Consider the following 14,318-nt stretch of genomic DNA (forward strand, 5'->3'; position numbering starts at 1 on the left):
CACCGATCGAGACGCAAATACCACAATCGAGGCAATCTGTGTGGTTAAGTTCTAGCGAACGCCCTGTACCTTCTCGAGAAAGTGGACGCCATGCGAGCAGATCGCGACCAGCTTGGTCAGCATCGCCTCGGAATGCCGAACGGCGTGCACTGTATCGAATTTCCCGAGGTCGCCTTCGCATTGGCCGAGCATCGTCGAACGTGGTTCACCATGCTCGTGAGCCAGGGCCGCCACAGCTTCGCGTCGATGCGCAAACGCACCGCGGACGCCACCGCGACGTACTGGGTCCCGGCTCCGGCCACCGTCGCCTGACGTAGCAGACCCCCAGCTTTCACCCGACAGCCACCAGTCGTCACAGACTGGTGGCTGTCGCATTTTCCTCTCAGGGTCGAAACCTCCGCGCATTCAAAACTTGTGCCACACAACAAAAGAACCCCGCCCCTGCTTGTGCAGGAGCGGGGTTCTTCACAGATCTCGCTTGATCAGATCAAGCGGTAATCCTTATGCGTTGCCCGACAGCTTCTCACGAAGTGCGGCGAGCTGTGCATCGCTTGCAAGCGATCCACCAGCGGACTCTGCCGGAGCGGAGCCAGCGGAGGCCGGAGCCTCGTCGTCGTCTGCAGAAGCCGTCTCCGAGGAGTAGCCGGCAGCAGCGGTGGCAGCTTCAGCGGCCTCGTCTGCAGCGGTCTTCTCCATCTGAACGGTGTGCATCTTGTGGCGACGCTCAGCCTCGGCGTAGCGGTTCTCCCACTCTTCGCGCTGCTTGTCGAAGCCCTCGAGCCATTCGTTGGTCTCGGGATCGAAGCCCTCGGGGAAGATGTAGTTGCCCTGCTCGTCGTACGAGTCGGCCATGCCGTACTTGGACGGATCGAACTCGGCGTTGTAATCCTCGTTGGCCTGCTTCAGCGACAGCGAGATACGACGACGCTCGAGGTCGATGTCGATGACCTTGACGAGTGCATCGTCGCCGACGCCGACAACCTGGTCCGGAACCTCGACGTGGCGCTCAGCCAGCTCCGAGATGTGAACGAGGCCTTCGATTCCCTCTTCGACGCGCACGAATGCACCGAACGGAACCAGCTTCGTGACCTTGCCGGGCACGATCTGGCCGATGGCGTGCGTGCGGGCGAACTGACGCCACGGATCTTCCTGCGTTGCCTTGAGCGACAGGGAGACGCGCTCGCGGTCCAGATCGACGTCGAGAACCTCGACGGTGACCTCGGTGCCGACCTCGACAACCTCGGACGGGTGATCGATGTGCTTCCAAGACAGCTCGGAAACGTGAACCAGACCGTCTACGCCGCCCAGGTCCACGAATGCACCGAAGTTGACGATGGAGGACACGACGCCCTTGCGGACCTGGCCCTTCTGGAGCTGGTGCAGGAATTCGCTGCGAACCTCGGACTGAGTCTGCTCGAGCCATGCACGGCGCGACAGGACCACGTTGTTGCGGTTCTTGTCGAGCTCGATGATCTTGGCTTCGATCTCCTTGCCGACGTACGGCTGGAGGTCGCGGACGCGACGCATTTCGACGAGCGAGGCGGGGAGGAAGCCACGAAGGCCGATGTCAAGGATGAGGCCGCCCTTGACGACCTCGATGACGGTGCCCTTGACGGCCTCGTCCTTCTCCTTGAGCTCCTCGATGGTGCCCCAGGCACGCTCGTACTGAGCACGCTTCTTCGACAGGATCAGTCGACCTTCTTTGTCCTCCTTGGTGAGGACGAGAGCCTCGACCGCATCTCCCACGGAGACGACCTCGTTGGGGTCGACGTCGTGCTTGATGGAGAGCTCACGAGAAGGGATGACACCTTCGGTCTTGTAACCGATGTCGAGCAGAACCTCGTCGCGGTCGACCTTGACGATGGTGCCTTCGACGATGTCGCCATCGTTGAAGTACTTGATCGTTGCGTCGATGGCGGCGAGGAAGTCCTCGGCAGAGCCAATGTCGTTAATGGCAACCTGCGGCGAGGTGACGGTTGTGGAGGGCATATGTTGAATTGCTCCGGACGAGTTGTGGTCGGTTGATGGATTTTGTCGGACGAGATGCAACATTTCAGGTACCGGAATGCAGTACCCAGTTGCACAGAAACTAACAACCGGAAACCGAAACACATTCCGCACCCGAACGGTGCACCACAAGATCTCTCGTTCACGCCGATCCAAGGCCTCGGTAAAGGCCTAGTACAGATATTCGACTGAATGACAGACACTCGCGTGGGTAAGACTACGCGTCGCCGGTGCGAGCGGGCAAACCCGGGTACCCTGTCGCCGCTGGTAGCGCTCTAGTCTGTTCGATATGTCTGACGATCGCCATGCCGCTGCCAATTCCATCCTCGGGACCAGCGGAGTCGGCAGGGTCCGGGTCGATTCCGGTGCGAGCGACCGCGCCAGCCGCGCGTGGTGGGATGCGGACGCCGAGGATTACCACCGTACTCATGGCGAATTTCTGGGCGTGAACAGCGCAGATGGTGAATTCGTCTGGTGCCCCGAGGGTCTGCACGAAGGCGATCACCACCTACTCGGCGACATCGTGGACAAGGACATCCTCGAAGTGGGATGCGGATCCGCACCGTGCGCCCGATGGCTGGCCGGCCATGGCGCCCGGGCTGTCGGGCTCGATATCTCGATGGGCATGCTCTCGCGGGGAGTTGACGCGATGACCGCCGGCGGACCACACGTGCCGCTGATTCAGGCGAGCGCGGAATTGTTGCCGTTTGCTGACGAGAGCTTCGACATCGTGTGCTCCGCTTTCGGAGCGGTCCCCTTCGTGGCCGATTCGCAGCAGGTGATGAACGAGGTCGCCCGAGTTCTGCGGCCGGGCGGCAAATGGGTGTTTGCGGTCAACCATCCGATCCGCTGGATCTTCCCCGACGATCCGGGGCCGAAGGGACTGACCGCAACACTCCCCTATTTCGACCGCACGCCCTACGTCGAAGTCGACGAGAACGGCGTGCCGACCTACGTCGAGCATCACCGCACGATCGGCGATCGCGTCCGCGAGTTGGTGGCAGCCGGCCTGCAGGTTCACGACATCATCGAACCGGAGTGGCCGGAGTGGCTGGACCGTGAGTGGGGACAGTGGAGTCCCCTACGCGGCCAGCTCTTTCCGGGCACCGCGATATTCAGCGCCGTCAAACCCTGAGCGCTACAGCAGATTCGACAGGAATGCCTTGGTGCGATCCTGTTGCGGATTGGCCAGCAGTTGCCGCGGCTCACCGGATTCGACGACAACGCCGCCATCCATGAACACGAGCTGATCGGCAACCTCGCGGGCAAACCCCATCTCGTGAGTGACGACAACCATCGTCATTCCGTCTTTGGCGAGTTGTTTCATGACTGTGAGAACTTCACCGACAAGTTCCGGGTCGAGCGCCGACGTCGGCTCGTCGAAGAGCATCAGTTTCGGGTCCATGGCGAGTGCCCGCGCGATGGCAACGCGCTGCTGCTGTCCACCGGACAACTGGGCGGGGTACGCATTTGCCTTGGCGCTCAAACCAACCTGATCGAGCAGATCCTTCGCCCGCTCGATCGCCTTCTTCTTACTGACCCGCTTCACCTGAGTTGGCGCTTCGATGATGTTTTCCAGCGCAGTTCGATGCGGGAACAAGTTGAAATGCTGGAACACCATGCCGATGTCCTGGCGTTGCTTTGCCGCCGCACGTGGGTGCAGCTCGTAAAGCTTGCCGTTCTTCTCCGAGTAACCGACGAGGTCACCGTCGACGTACAGCCGTCCTGCATTGACCTGTTCGAGGTGGTTGATGCAGCGCAAGAACGTCGACTTGCCCGATCCGGACGGACCGACCAGGCAGAGCACCTGCCCGCGATCGATTTCGAGAGACACACCTTTGAGAACCTGGAGTGCGCCGAAGTTCTTGCACACTCGATCTGCCTTGACCATCGGTGTCATTTGCGTTCTCCTCCGGGAATGTCCGGGAGTGTCTCCACTACCGTCGCGTTGCCTTGTGCGTCGGCAAGCGCCTGAAGCTGGCGTGTGGTCAGTGCTCGCGTGGCACCTTTCGAGTAGTACCGCTCGACGTAGAACTGACCGATCATCAGCAGGCTCGTGATCGCGAGGTACCAGGTTGCCGCAACCATGAGCAGTGGAATCGGCTCGAAGTTCGCGCCGGAAATGTCTCTGGCACGACCGTAGAGTTCGGTACTCAGCGGCACGGCCGACACGAGCGACGTCGTCTTGAGCAAGCTGATCAACTCGTTGCCGGTAGGCGGGATGATCACGCGCATCGCCTGTGGCAGAACTGTCCGACGCATGGTCTGGCTCCAGGTCATTCCCAAAGCCACGGACGCTTCGGTCTGTCCTTCGTTGACCGAGGCGATACCTGCACGAACGATTTCAGCCATGTAGGCCGCCTCGTTCAAAGCGAGTCCGATCACTGCGAAGAAAAACGCCGCCTGCAAATCCTGCATGTCGAAGTGCACGAACTGATGTACGAACGGAATCCCGAGATCGATGCTCTTGTAGATGGACGGGAACAGCCCCCAGAACACAAGCTGGACGTAGACGGGGGTGCCACGGAAAACCCACAAATACATCCAGGCAGCGGACTTCAACACCGGGTTGGGAGAAAGCCGCATGACGGCGAGGATAACCCCCAGAATGATTGCAGCCGCCATCGACAAAACCGTCAATTGAATAGTGACCCAGGCAGCCTTCGAAATACGCGAGTCGAACAGGTACTGACGATAGGTCGGCCACCCGAACTGTTCGTTGGTCGCAGCTCCGTAGATAAACAGTCCGAACAGGAACACTACGACGATCGCAGCTATCCAACGACCTGGCCTACGCAGTGGGATCGCCTTGATCGGCGCCGGTTCGCCACTCTCGGTTGTTGTCATGTTCATCAGCTCTCCGCGCCGTTGATCTTGGATTCTTCGATGACGCCGGCCTCGACGCTCCAGGTCTGAGCGATCTGTTGATAGACGCCGTTGTCGATCAGGTACTGCATGGCCTGCTGCAGCGCGGGACCCAGGTCCGAACCCTTGACGATCGGCCAGCCGTACGGTGCCGAATCGAAAGGCTCGCCCGCCGCTTCCATCCGGCCCTTACTGCGCTTGATCGCATAACCGGTGACCGGCGAGTCCGCGGACAGTGCGTCAACTCGGCCGAGGATGAGCGCATTCGCCGCGTCGTCTTGGCTGTCGTACTTGATCTTCTCGATCGGCGGCTTGCCGGCGGCAACACAGGCCTCGCTCTTTGCAGGCACTTCGTCGATGTCCTCGGTAGTCGTCGTTTGCACAGCGACTCGCAGCCCACACGCGTTGTTCGGATCAACAGGATTGTCCGGACGTTGAGCCCATTGAATGCCTGCGCTGTAGTAGGTCACGAAGTCGACCGTCTTTTCACGCTCCTTGGAATCGGTGAAAGACGACATTCCCATGTCGTAACTCCCCGATTGGATTGCGGGAATGATTTTGTCGAAGTCCGCTTGATTGAAGACCGGCTCGACTCCGAGCACTGCCGCGACGGCTTTCATCAAGTCGACGTCGAATCCGACGATGTTGCCGTTCGCGTCCTTGAATTCATTGGGCGCGTAGGGAATGTTCACCCCGATCTGGAGCTTCCCGGATTCAGCGACCTTCGGCGGCAACAGTGCCGCAATCTCAGGCACCTTCTGCACCGTCAGTGGTGGCCCTTCCGGCACAAGACCTTCGTCGTTGACCACACATCCCCCGCAGAGTGCGACGATCACTCCGAGTAACAGGAGCCGAACCAGATGTAAGCGCACACCCCCGCGACGAAACACTCTCAGCGCGTTTTCACCGACCACGACTCTGCTCTCCACTCGTCGATCGCCGCATCGAGCAACGCTCATTCGAAATTCAGTAGAACGGTAGGGTACGGCAGGAGTTCCTCCGGCAACGATTCCGAACTCCTTCCCCACCCGTGCGATACAAGAATCAGCGACGAAGTGTATGCGCGTACACCACTTCGGCGAATTCGCTGGTCGATGCGAGGCCGCCGAGGTCGGCGGTCGCGATTCCCGAGGAAATAGTGGCGTTCACCGCATTTCTGATTCGACTCGCCGCAGCCGACAAGACTGGTTCGCGACGGACGTCTGCAAGCCAGTCCAGCATCATCGCGCTCGACAGAAACAAGGCTGTCGGGTTGGCGCGGTTCTTGCCCGCAATGTCCGGTGCGGCTCCGTGCGCCGCTTGAGCCATGATCTGGGTTTCGGACACGTTGATCGACGGTGCTGTCCCGAGTGAACCGGCCAATTCTCCCGCCAGATCCGACAAGATGTCACCGAACATGTTCTCGGTGACCACGACGTCGAAATCTCCGCCCCGCCGAACCAGAAATGCGGCCATGGCGTCGACGTGTTGATCGTCGACAACCACGTGCGGGAACTCGGCGGCCACAGTGCGGCAGGCGTCGCGAAAAAGTCCGGTGGTGAGGGTAAGAACGTTCGCCTTGTGCACGATGGTGACGTGATTGCGTCGACGCGTCGCCAACGAGAATGCCGTTCGGGCAATTCGCTCGCATGCGCCGCGGGTGAATACACCCACCGCAAGTGCGAGGTCCGGCGTCGGCATGAATTCACCGCTACCTACAGCCATGTTTCGATCTGCGTACAGTCCCTCGGTGTTCTCGCGGACGATCACCAAGTCCATGTCCGGTACGGTCGCCTTCACTCCGTTCAGAACAGCGGCGGGACGGATGTTCGCAAAGAGTTCGAACTTCTTTCGGATCACTCCCCCGGGTGTCAGCTGTCCACGAAACTCACTCGGGTACGACGCGCTGTCGTGTGGTCCGAGGATCCATCCGGGCAATTGCTCGAGTGCAGCGAGAGTCTCGTCGGGAATCGGTGTCCCGTGACTCTCGATGGCTTCGAAGCCGAGCGGCAGTTCCACCCACTCCACGGGTTGGGCGTGGACTGCGGACAGTGCGCCGTCCACGATCTCCCGAGTGGCCGGGACGATGTCCTGACCGATTCCGTCTCCACGCATCAGTCCCAGCCGCAGGCCCGACGGTTCGATTGCACTACTACCTGTCATCGGGCAATCATTACCCATCATGGTGCAGTCGGTGGAGTTGTTACTCGGCGAGTCGAGTGAGTCGGCAATACGCAGTCAGTGGTCCACTCTCGCTGACGCTGGTCTACCGAGTCAGGGAAAAATGGTGCGCGCGAGCAATCGTCCGCACATCACGCTGTTCGTCGCGCACACGATTCCGCCTGAGGTCGACGAAATCCTGAGTAGGCGCTTCTCACTACCGCCGTTCGAGATCCGGTTGGGCGGTTACATCGTGTTCGGCGGCAGACAGTTCGTATTGGCGCGTTCCGTCATCCCGTCGCGAGCTCTGTTGCGACTTCACCGTGATGTCTTCGACGCCGCGGCCGGGTCGAGTGGCATTCCCGGGCACATCGAACCGGGCACCTGGACGCCGCACGTGACATTGGCTCGGCGGATCGAGCCGGATCAACTGGGTGGTGCGATCTCCCTGCTGAGCAAGGACGTGATCGCGGGCGACTGTGGTCCGATCAGGCGGTGGGACGGGGATGAGAAAGTGGAGTGGTCGCTGACTCCACCCGGATAGGAGATCGGGTTGCCCGCTTGGTGACCAGGATTCCCGCGATCACGATCACGGCTCCGAGCGGTTGATTCCAGCCGATGCTCTCACCCAGCACGAGTGCGCCGAGTGCTACGCCGACGACTGGACTGAGGTAAGTGACAGTCGAGGCGGCTGTCGGACCCCACCCCTGCACAACATTGGTGTTCCAGATAAATGCCAATCCTGTTCCGAATGCGCCGAGAGCGATCATCGATCCGACGATTGCCGGTGTCAGGTGCATCGGCGTGTTCGCGATGACCGGCGACGCGATCACCATGAACAATGCTCCGATGCTGATCTGTAGCAACGCGATGGTGCGGGTATCGACACCGAGTGGAAGGACGAAGCGGCGGAGGTAGACAAACGAGACGCCGTACGACGCGGTCGCGCCGAGGCAGGCGATCTGCGCGCTGACGCTGCCACCAACTCCGATGTTCCACGGGGACAACACAATCAGTACACCGAGGAATCCGAGCATGAGACCACTGGCTTTGTATCGGGTCAAGGTTTCCCCGGGCAGGAACGCGAGGGACGCTGCCATGGTCATGAGCGGCGTCGTGGCATTGTAGATGCTGGCGAGTCCCGAAGACATGCTCTGTTCAGCCCAGCTGAACAACAGCCACGGAATCACACATTGCAGCGCGGCCAGAAACGACATGTGCTTCCAAATCCGAGGGTCCCGTGGCAATCCGATCCTATTCAGCGCTGATACGAGCGCCAACGCCAGTGCGCCGAAAACCAAGCGCCACAGCACAACTTGAGTGAAGGACAGCCCTTCGAGGCCGACCTTCATAAAGAGGAAACTTGCTCCCCACACGACCGACGCGGCGATGTACTGGAAGAGCAGACTCGCCTTCACAGGGTGAATTCACCGTGGGGGCTCACGTCCCGGCGGGTGTCGGGCGTGCGGCCGGCCAGTGCGAGGATATTGAGGACGAGAAGAAAGATCAGACTGACGATGATGATTGCCATGCACAAAGCTTGACGCAGCACGACATGCAGCAATAGTGGCAGAAATGCCATACTTGAACGATTTTCTGCCACGCGGTCGTTTTTTCTGTCAGACTCGAAAGATGCTCGAAAAAGTGGTGGTCCCACTGATGCCGATGACAGAGGCTTTCGAACTCGGGGTGGCCTGCGAGGTGTTCGGATTCGATCGCTCGGACGAAAATTTGCCGGCCTACGATTTCTCGTTGATCGCAGCAGTTCCAAGCCCTATCCGAACTCGGTTCGGATACGGAATCGATGTTCCGTACAATCTCGACGCACTCGACGACGCGGATTTGATCATCGTGTCGGCCGGCGGAACCTACGCCGCAGACGACTACATGTGCGCCCCGCGCCCCGATTCGAGCGCCGATCCACTTCTCCTCAAACTCCAGGAAGCAGTGGCACGCGGCTCGAAAGTGGCGAGTCTGTGCACCGGTGCCTTCATCTTGGGAGCGGCAGGCTTGCTCGACGGCAAGCGGTGCACCACCCACTGGCGCCACGCCCAGCGATTGGCCGACGCGTATCCGGACGCCAAGGTCGACCCCGACGTGTTGTACGTCGACGAGGATCCTGTTTTCACGAGCGCCGGAACGGCTGCGGGAATTGACCTGTGTCTGCATATCGTCCGGAAGGAGCAGGGCAGCCGTGTCGCGAACGGGATCGCGAGACGCATGGTTGTTCCGCCGCACCGCGATGGCGGGCAAGCCCAGTACGTCGCCAGTCCCCTTGCCACAGTTCCTGATACAACTTTGAGCCCGTTACTCGATTGGATGACGGCACACCTTGCCGAGAACCTCACGGTGACGAGGGTGGCTGCACGCGCCAACATGTCACCTCGAACCTTCGCCCGCCGTTTCCAATCGGAAACGGGCTCAACGCCCGCTCGCTGGCTCAGTGATCAGCGCGTTCTCGCCGCCCAGCACCTACTCGAGAACAGTGACCTGCCCGTGGACGTCATAGCCGAGCGGGTGGGTTTCGGCGGTGGCGCGGTTCTTCGCCAGCACTTTCTCCGGTTGCGGTGCACAACACCGCAGGCTTACCGCCGAACATTCCGGGCTGTCACGCAGCCCGAGTCCCCGTCTGCATGATTTTCCCCACAATCCGCGAGCAGAGTTACCCTGTAGATACTCGCCGAGCAGTGACGTGTGCATTCTCAAGCGGCCGCCCTGCGGTCCGCTCGAAGCTTTCTCGGTGACGTCTACACACCGAAAGCGATTGGACCGGATCGAAGTAACTGATGATCGAGAATCATCCGCCGCGGACTTTGCACGGCGAGACAACACAGCGCAGCGAGATGACACAGCGCGGCGACATATCCCGGAGCACCCTGGTCACCGACGAACTGACGGTGGCAGGCTTCGAGGGGGCCCGCGAGATCGGCCGCGGCGGCTTCGGAGTCGTATTCCGTTGTTCACAGCCCGCACTCGATCGCATCGTGGCTGTCAAAGTGTTGACCGGCGAATTCGACAGTGAGAATCTCGCCCGATTCCTCCGTGAACAGCGCGCCATGGGTCGACTGACCGGTCACCCGAACATTGTCAATGTCCTGTCGGTAGGCGCGACCAGCAGCGGTCGGCCCTACATCGTGATGCCCTACCACCTTCAAGGTTCGCTGGCAGCCTGGATCCACACACAAGGTCGGTTCGAATACGACGCGGCCTGCCGGCTGGGAATCAAAGTTGCGGGAGCGTTGGAAACCGCACATCGCGCGGGGATCCTGCATCGCGACGTCAAGCCTGCAAACGTGCTTCTGACCGACTACGGCGAACCCGAACTTGCCGATTTCGGCATTGCCCACGTGAACGGCAATCGCAACGACCGGCCCCACGTACACGTGGTCGACGTCTTCAAAACTGCGAGGGGTGTCGTCACCGGTTCTCCTGCGTTCACCGCCCCGGAGATCCTGCGTGGAGACCAGTCGAATGCTGCTGCTGACATCTACAGCCTCGGCGCGACCCTACTCTCAGCCGTTACCGGCAAGCCTGTTCCGGACACCGCCGAAGCCGATCTCCCCCGCGACGTGCGTGTAGTCCTCGAACGGGCGATGTCCCCGTATCCCGGTGACAGACCGACTTCCGCCGCCGAATTCGGCGAGGAACTTCAAGAGACTCAACGCCGTCTCGGATGGTCGGTCGACGACATGGCATTGAATTCCGGACTGAATCCCGGACTGAATTCCGGACTGAACGCCCCGGAATCGAACGTTTCGAAGCCTCACATTACTTTCTCACCCCCACGTGAAGCCGACTCCGCATCCGGAAACGCCGCAAGACCCACCCGCGACGCGACAGGCAACCTACCGCTCGATCTGACCAGTTTTGTCGGGCGGCGCCGCGAGTTGGCCGAAACGAAAAAGGTGTTGACCACCAACCGGCTAGTGACGCTCGCCGGCGTGGGAGGCGTCGGCAAAACCAGACTTGCACTGCAAGTTTCTCGAAATTGTCGGCAGGTGTTTCCCGATGGAATCTGGTTGGTCGAACTGGGCGAACTTCGAGACGAGCCGCTCGTGGCCGAGGTAGTGGCCGCGTCACTCGGATTGCGGAACCTGTCAGCACGACCGGTGCAGGAGATGTTGGTCGAGCACTTGCGTCCGCATCGAGCGTTGTTGGTGCTCGACAACTGTGAGCAGATGCTCGACGCCATCGCTGGGCTCAGTCAGGCGTTGTTGCAGACGTGCCCGGAGTTGCGGATCCTGGCGACGAGCCGCGAGCCCCTCGGCATCGGTGGGGAGACGGTGCTCCGACTCTCACCGCTGACGATCCCGGATCCGGATCAATCACCCTCACTGCAAGGATTGTCGGGCTACGACGCCGTGACATTGTTCATCGAACGCGCATCCGCTGTGGTTCCCACCTTCGCGATCACCGAGGACAACCGGGCATCGGTGACTCAGATCTGCCATCGACTCGACGGACTTCCGCTCCCCATCGAGTTGGCAGCAGCTCGATTGCGTTCCATGTCCACCACTCAGATTCTCGAGCATCTCACCGACCGGTATCGGCTTCTGACCGGTGGCAACCGGACAGCACCGACGCGCCAGCAAACCTTGCAGTTGTGCGTGGACTGGAGCTACGAATTGTGCACACCGCTGGAGCAGAAGCTGTGGGCTAGGTTGTCCGTGTTCACGGGCGGTTTCGAGTTGGACGCGGTGGAGGGAATCTGCGCCGACGAGTTGACATCGGCCGAGGTGCTGGATGTGCTGGTCTCGCTGATCGACAAATCGATCCTCATTCGCGAGGAGCCGACGGCGGTGGTGCGGTACCGGTTCCTCGAGACTCTGCGGGAGTACGGCGCGGAGAAACTGGCCGAGTCGGGCGAAGCCGCGCTCTTGCGCCTTCGACATCGGGAGTGGTTCGAGCAGTTGGCATTACGGGCAGCGGCCGAGTGGATCGGCCCCGCACAACTGGACTGGATCGCCAGGTTGGGACGTGAGCAGCCAAATCTGCACGAGGCCATGGAGTTGTGCATCGCGGAATCAGCTTCGGACAACGAATCCGGCACAGCCAGCACCGAGGCCGGGCTTCGGATTGCGGGCGCAATCTTTCCGTTCTGGTTCTCCCGCGGCCTGTTCAGCGAGGCCCGACACTGGTTCGACCGCATTCTCGCGTGCAAGTCGGACCAACCGACGGTTGCCCGACTGGAAGTGCTCTACGCCGCCTGCCGGCTCGCCGGTATTCAAGGCGACGCCGCGCCGGCCGCTGTTCTCGTCGAGGAAGCACGCGTGTGCGCCGACGCTCTGGGAAGTCCGGACGCTGATGCGCTCGCGTCGTACGCCTACGGGGTTGTTGCTCTGTTCAGCGGCAATCCGGATCGTGCGGTCCGCGACATCACTCGGGCATTCGAAGTGTTCCGCCCCGAGGACAACCTGCTTCGATATGTGTGGGCGTTGAACCATCTCGGCCTGGCCTACCACCAGGTTGGCGACACCAGTCGCGCTATTGCGTGCTACGACGAGTCGCTGTCGATCACCGAGCCTCTGGGAGAAACCGTCTACCGGGGACGTTCGTGCTGGAATCTCGGGCTCGCGCTGTGGGCGGACGGAAACCATGCGCGGGCGGAGGCGCTTCTGAGAAAGGGCCTGAAACTCGCTCGGCTCGTGGATGACCCGTTCGGTTCGGCGTGGTGCATGGAAGTTCTGGCGTGGATCGCGGCTGACGCGAAGCGATACCAACGCGCCGCCATATTGATGGGTGCCGTGCAGACGCTGTTGGACGAGATCGACACTCCGGCGATCCGGGTTCTCGGCATGACTGCCAATCATGAGGAGTGCGCGCGGGTATCGAAGCTCGAACTCGGCGCTCGAAAGTTCGAGACCGAGTTCAAGAAGGGTGCGAAGCTGAAGGTCTCGGAGGCCACGGCCTTGGCGCTCGACGAGAATCCACCGATCACCGTCCCGTCAGACAACGACGGTCCGAGTCTGACCAAGCGCGAATCGGAAGTCGCCGACCTCGTCGCCCAAGGGCTGACGAACAAAGCGATCGCCGCAAAACTCGTGATTTCGATACGCACCGCCCAAGGTCACGTCGAACATATCCTCACGAAGCTCGGGTTCACCTCGCGTGCCCAGATCGCAGGATGGGTAGTCGAACGGGCTCGTAGCGTCACGTGAGGCTGAAGTGAGGAAACCGTTCTCCCGGCTCCTTGCACCGAAACGCTACTCGCGACTTCCTGTCAGGCATCGTGTGCTGAACAGGATCTATCAGCGTGTACAGCCACGGACCTTCGTCCAACTCGACAATCGCAATGATCGGAATCCGCGCATATCCTGACGCGCACTTCTCTTCACGTACATATCGCCACGAGACGATGGTGCCCGTGCCACAGCACGGCACTGTGTGGAGAAACCGGCAGCCACATTCAGGGCAGGACGATGTCAGTGGTGCTGACAGCCTCCCGCACCCATCGCAGTGCAGAATTGTCAGGCATCGAATATCTGTAGTTCGACTGTCCGTCACTCTCTGCACCTCGCGATGTCTGGGGTCGTTCGATCAGTACCGGCGTGCGGCGTGGAAAGGCATCGAGTCGACCGGCGCGTACTTGACCGACTCTCCGGATGTCGGCGCATGCACTACCGTGCCGTTGCCGGCATAGATGCCAACGTGGTCGCCGCCGTAGTAGAGCACCAGGTCGCCCGGCTGCAGGTCTGCCCGAGATACGGGGATGCCGCCGGCTTCCTGCGCATAAGTCGTGCGCGGGATCGATACACCGGCCTGCGCGTATGCCCACTGAACCAGTCCGGAGCAGTCGAACGAGCTAGGCCCGGTCGCGCCCCACACGTACGGTGCCCCGATCTTCGACTCCGCTGCGTTCACGGCCTGCGATCCGGCTGACGAGTAGAAGGCAACCTGCTGAACGTGAGTCGACTGGGACGGGACTGCCAGCGGCTGAGCACTCGCGCCGGTGACAGTGGAGGCAAAAGCTCCGGAGGTGAGCGCACCGATAACGATGGCGCTACGAAGAATGCGGGTCAGAACGGTGGTTCGAGCGGTAGTGCGTACGGCCATGAGCTTGTGGATTTCCCTTCAGGGTGTCCCGCTGCCCGGTCGGGTTGCGGTGATGCCCACAACTCTGTCGGCGGTTCGCGCTCCTGGCTTCCGCTGAATTGCCCATGGCATACCTGTTTCGGTTCTGCGCCCGGAACCACGTATTTGATGTGCCACGCGTCACCCACTGCCGACACGTGGGCTCCCATCTTCAGACCTGCGAGTCTGTTCCAGCCCGGACAAATATGCATTTATGCTGGTAGATGCAGCAATGA

The 14,318-nt window shown here is 60.9% G+C and carries 12 protein-coding genes; 5 read left to right on the top strand and 7 right to left on the bottom strand.

All coding sequences use genetic code 11. The annotated features are described in order from the left end of the window. Nucleotides 1-90 precede the first annotated feature (90 nt). Nucleotides 91-312, top strand: coding sequence for a hypothetical protein (locus FFI94_RS17130; RefSeq protein ID WP_138868895.1), 222 nt, complete (start codon nt 91-93; stop codon nt 310-312). 189 nt (nt 313-501) lie between these two features. Here FFI94_RS17130 and rpsA read toward each other — a convergent pair whose 3' ends face one another. Continuing rightward, nucleotides 502-1,989 carry a 30S ribosomal protein S1 gene (gene rpsA / locus FFI94_RS17135; RefSeq protein WP_138868896.1) on the bottom strand — a complete coding sequence of 496 codons (1,488 nt, stop codon included), beginning with the start codon at nt 1,987-1,989 and terminating at the stop codon, nt 502-504. A gap of 307 nt (nt 1,990-2,296) precedes the next feature. Here rpsA and FFI94_RS17140 point away from each other — a divergent pair, with 307 nt between their 5' ends. Beyond that, nucleotides 2,297-3,142 carry a class I SAM-dependent methyltransferase gene (locus FFI94_RS17140; protein WP_138868897.1) on the top strand — a complete coding sequence of 282 codons (846 nt, stop codon included), beginning with the start codon at nt 2,297-2,299 and terminating at the stop codon, nt 3,140-3,142. 3 nt (nt 3,143-3,145) lie between these two features. Here the strand turns inward: FFI94_RS17140 and FFI94_RS17145 are convergent, their stop codons facing one another. From FFI94_RS17145 to FFI94_RS17160, 4 genes are all read right to left on the bottom strand, one after another. Further along, nucleotides 3,146-3,907 carry an amino acid ABC transporter ATP-binding protein gene (locus tag FFI94_RS17145; protein WP_033230826.1) on the bottom strand — a complete coding sequence of 254 codons (762 nt, stop codon included), beginning with the start codon at nt 3,905-3,907 and terminating at the stop codon, nt 3,146-3,148. Further along, nucleotides 3,904-4,860 carry an amino acid ABC transporter permease gene (locus FFI94_RS17150; protein WP_138868898.1) on the bottom strand — a complete coding sequence of 319 codons (957 nt, stop codon included), beginning with the start codon at nt 4,858-4,860 and terminating at the stop codon, nt 3,904-3,906. The genes FFI94_RS17145 and FFI94_RS17150 overlap by 4 nt, the downstream gene beginning before the upstream one ends. Continuing rightward, nucleotides 4,860-5,831, bottom strand: coding sequence for an ABC transporter substrate-binding protein (locus tag FFI94_RS17155; RefSeq protein WP_397495450.1), 972 nt, complete (start codon nt 5,829-5,831; stop codon nt 4,860-4,862). Before FFI94_RS17155 ends, FFI94_RS17150 begins: the two co-directional genes overlap by 1 nt. 85 nt (nt 5,832-5,916) lie before the next feature. Next, complete coding sequence (locus tag FFI94_RS17160; protein WP_138868899.1) at nt 5,917-7,014, bottom strand: isocitrate/isopropylmalate dehydrogenase family protein; 1,098 nt, start codon at nt 7,012-7,014, stop codon at nt 5,917-5,919. Between the two features lie 19 nt (nt 7,015-7,033). Between FFI94_RS17160 and FFI94_RS17165 the strand changes: the two genes are divergently transcribed. Continuing rightward, nucleotides 7,034-7,555: a 2'-5' RNA ligase family protein gene (locus FFI94_RS17165; protein ID WP_138868900.1), complete on the top strand. Its 522-nt coding sequence runs from the start codon at nt 7,034-7,036 to the stop codon at nt 7,553-7,555. On the opposite strand, the gene FFI94_RS17170 is transcribed toward FFI94_RS17165, so the two are convergent. Beyond that, nucleotides 7,500-8,429, bottom strand: a complete 930-nt coding sequence (locus FFI94_RS17170; RefSeq protein ID WP_138868901.1) for a DMT family transporter — start codon at nt 8,427-8,429, stop codon at nt 7,500-7,502. The two genes, FFI94_RS17165 and FFI94_RS17170, sit on opposite strands and share 56 nt — an antisense overlap. A 214-nt stretch (nt 8,430-8,643) precedes the next feature. Here FFI94_RS17170 and FFI94_RS17175 point away from each other — a divergent pair, with 214 nt between their 5' ends. Together FFI94_RS17175 and FFI94_RS17180 are read left to right on the top strand one after the other, a co-directional pair. Next, nucleotides 8,644-9,648 (top strand): helix-turn-helix domain-containing protein, encoded by a 1,005-nt coding sequence (locus FFI94_RS17175; protein ID WP_138868902.1) that lies wholly within the window; start codon nt 8,644-8,646, stop codon nt 9,646-9,648. Between the two features lie 149 nt (nt 9,649-9,797). Further along, complete coding sequence (locus tag FFI94_RS17180) at nt 9,798-13,169, top strand: protein kinase domain-containing protein (protein WP_313905531.1); 3,372 nt, start codon at nt 9,798-9,800, stop codon at nt 13,167-13,169. 379 nt (nt 13,170-13,548) lie between these two features. Here FFI94_RS17180 and FFI94_RS17185 read toward each other — a convergent pair whose 3' ends face one another. Then, a complete protein-coding gene (locus tag FFI94_RS17185; RefSeq protein WP_138868903.1) occupies nt 13,549-14,064 on the bottom strand; it encodes a C40 family peptidase in 516 nt (171 codons plus the stop codon). Nucleotides 14,065-14,318 lie beyond the last annotated feature (254 nt).

Origin of the sequence: Rhodococcus sp. KBS0724 (genome assembly GCF_005938745.2) — a bacterium.
GTDB lineage: Bacteria > Actinomycetota > Actinomycetes > Mycobacteriales > Mycobacteriaceae > Rhodococcus_F.

Coding starts and splice junctions, on each gene's coding strand:
- FFI94_RS17180 (WP_313905531.1), top strand. CDS start 9,798: ATGATCGAGAATCATCCGCCGCGGACTTTGCACGGCGAGACAACACAG.
- FFI94_RS17145 (WP_033230826.1), bottom strand. CDS start 3,907: ATGACACCGATGGTCAAGGCAGATCGAGTGTGCAAGAACTTCGGCGCA.
- FFI94_RS17160 (WP_138868899.1), bottom strand. CDS start 7,014: ATGACAGGTAGTAGTGCAATCGAACCGTCGGGCCTGCGGCTGGGACTG.
- FFI94_RS17155 (WP_397495450.1), bottom strand. CDS start 5,831: ATGAGCGTTGCTCGATGCGGCGATCGACGAGTGGAGAGCAGAGTCGTG.
- rpsA (WP_138868896.1), bottom strand. CDS start 1,989: ATGCCCTCCACAACCGTCACCTCGCCGCAGGTTGCCATTAACGACATT.
- FFI94_RS17185 (WP_138868903.1), bottom strand. CDS start 14,064: ATGGCCGTACGCACTACCGCTCGAACCACCGTTCTGACCCGCATTCTT.
- FFI94_RS17150 (WP_138868898.1), bottom strand. CDS start 4,860: ATGAACATGACAACAACCGAGAGTGGCGAACCGGCGCCGATCAAGGCG.
- FFI94_RS17165 (WP_138868900.1), top strand. CDS start 7,034: ATGGTGCAGTCGGTGGAGTTGTTACTCGGCGAGTCGAGTGAGTCGGCA.
- FFI94_RS17175 (WP_138868902.1), top strand. CDS start 8,644: ATGCTCGAAAAAGTGGTGGTCCCACTGATGCCGATGACAGAGGCTTTC.
- FFI94_RS17130 (WP_138868895.1), top strand. CDS start 91: ATGCGAGCAGATCGCGACCAGCTTGGTCAGCATCGCCTCGGAATGCCG.
- FFI94_RS17140 (WP_138868897.1), top strand. CDS start 2,297: ATGTCTGACGATCGCCATGCCGCTGCCAATTCCATCCTCGGGACCAGC.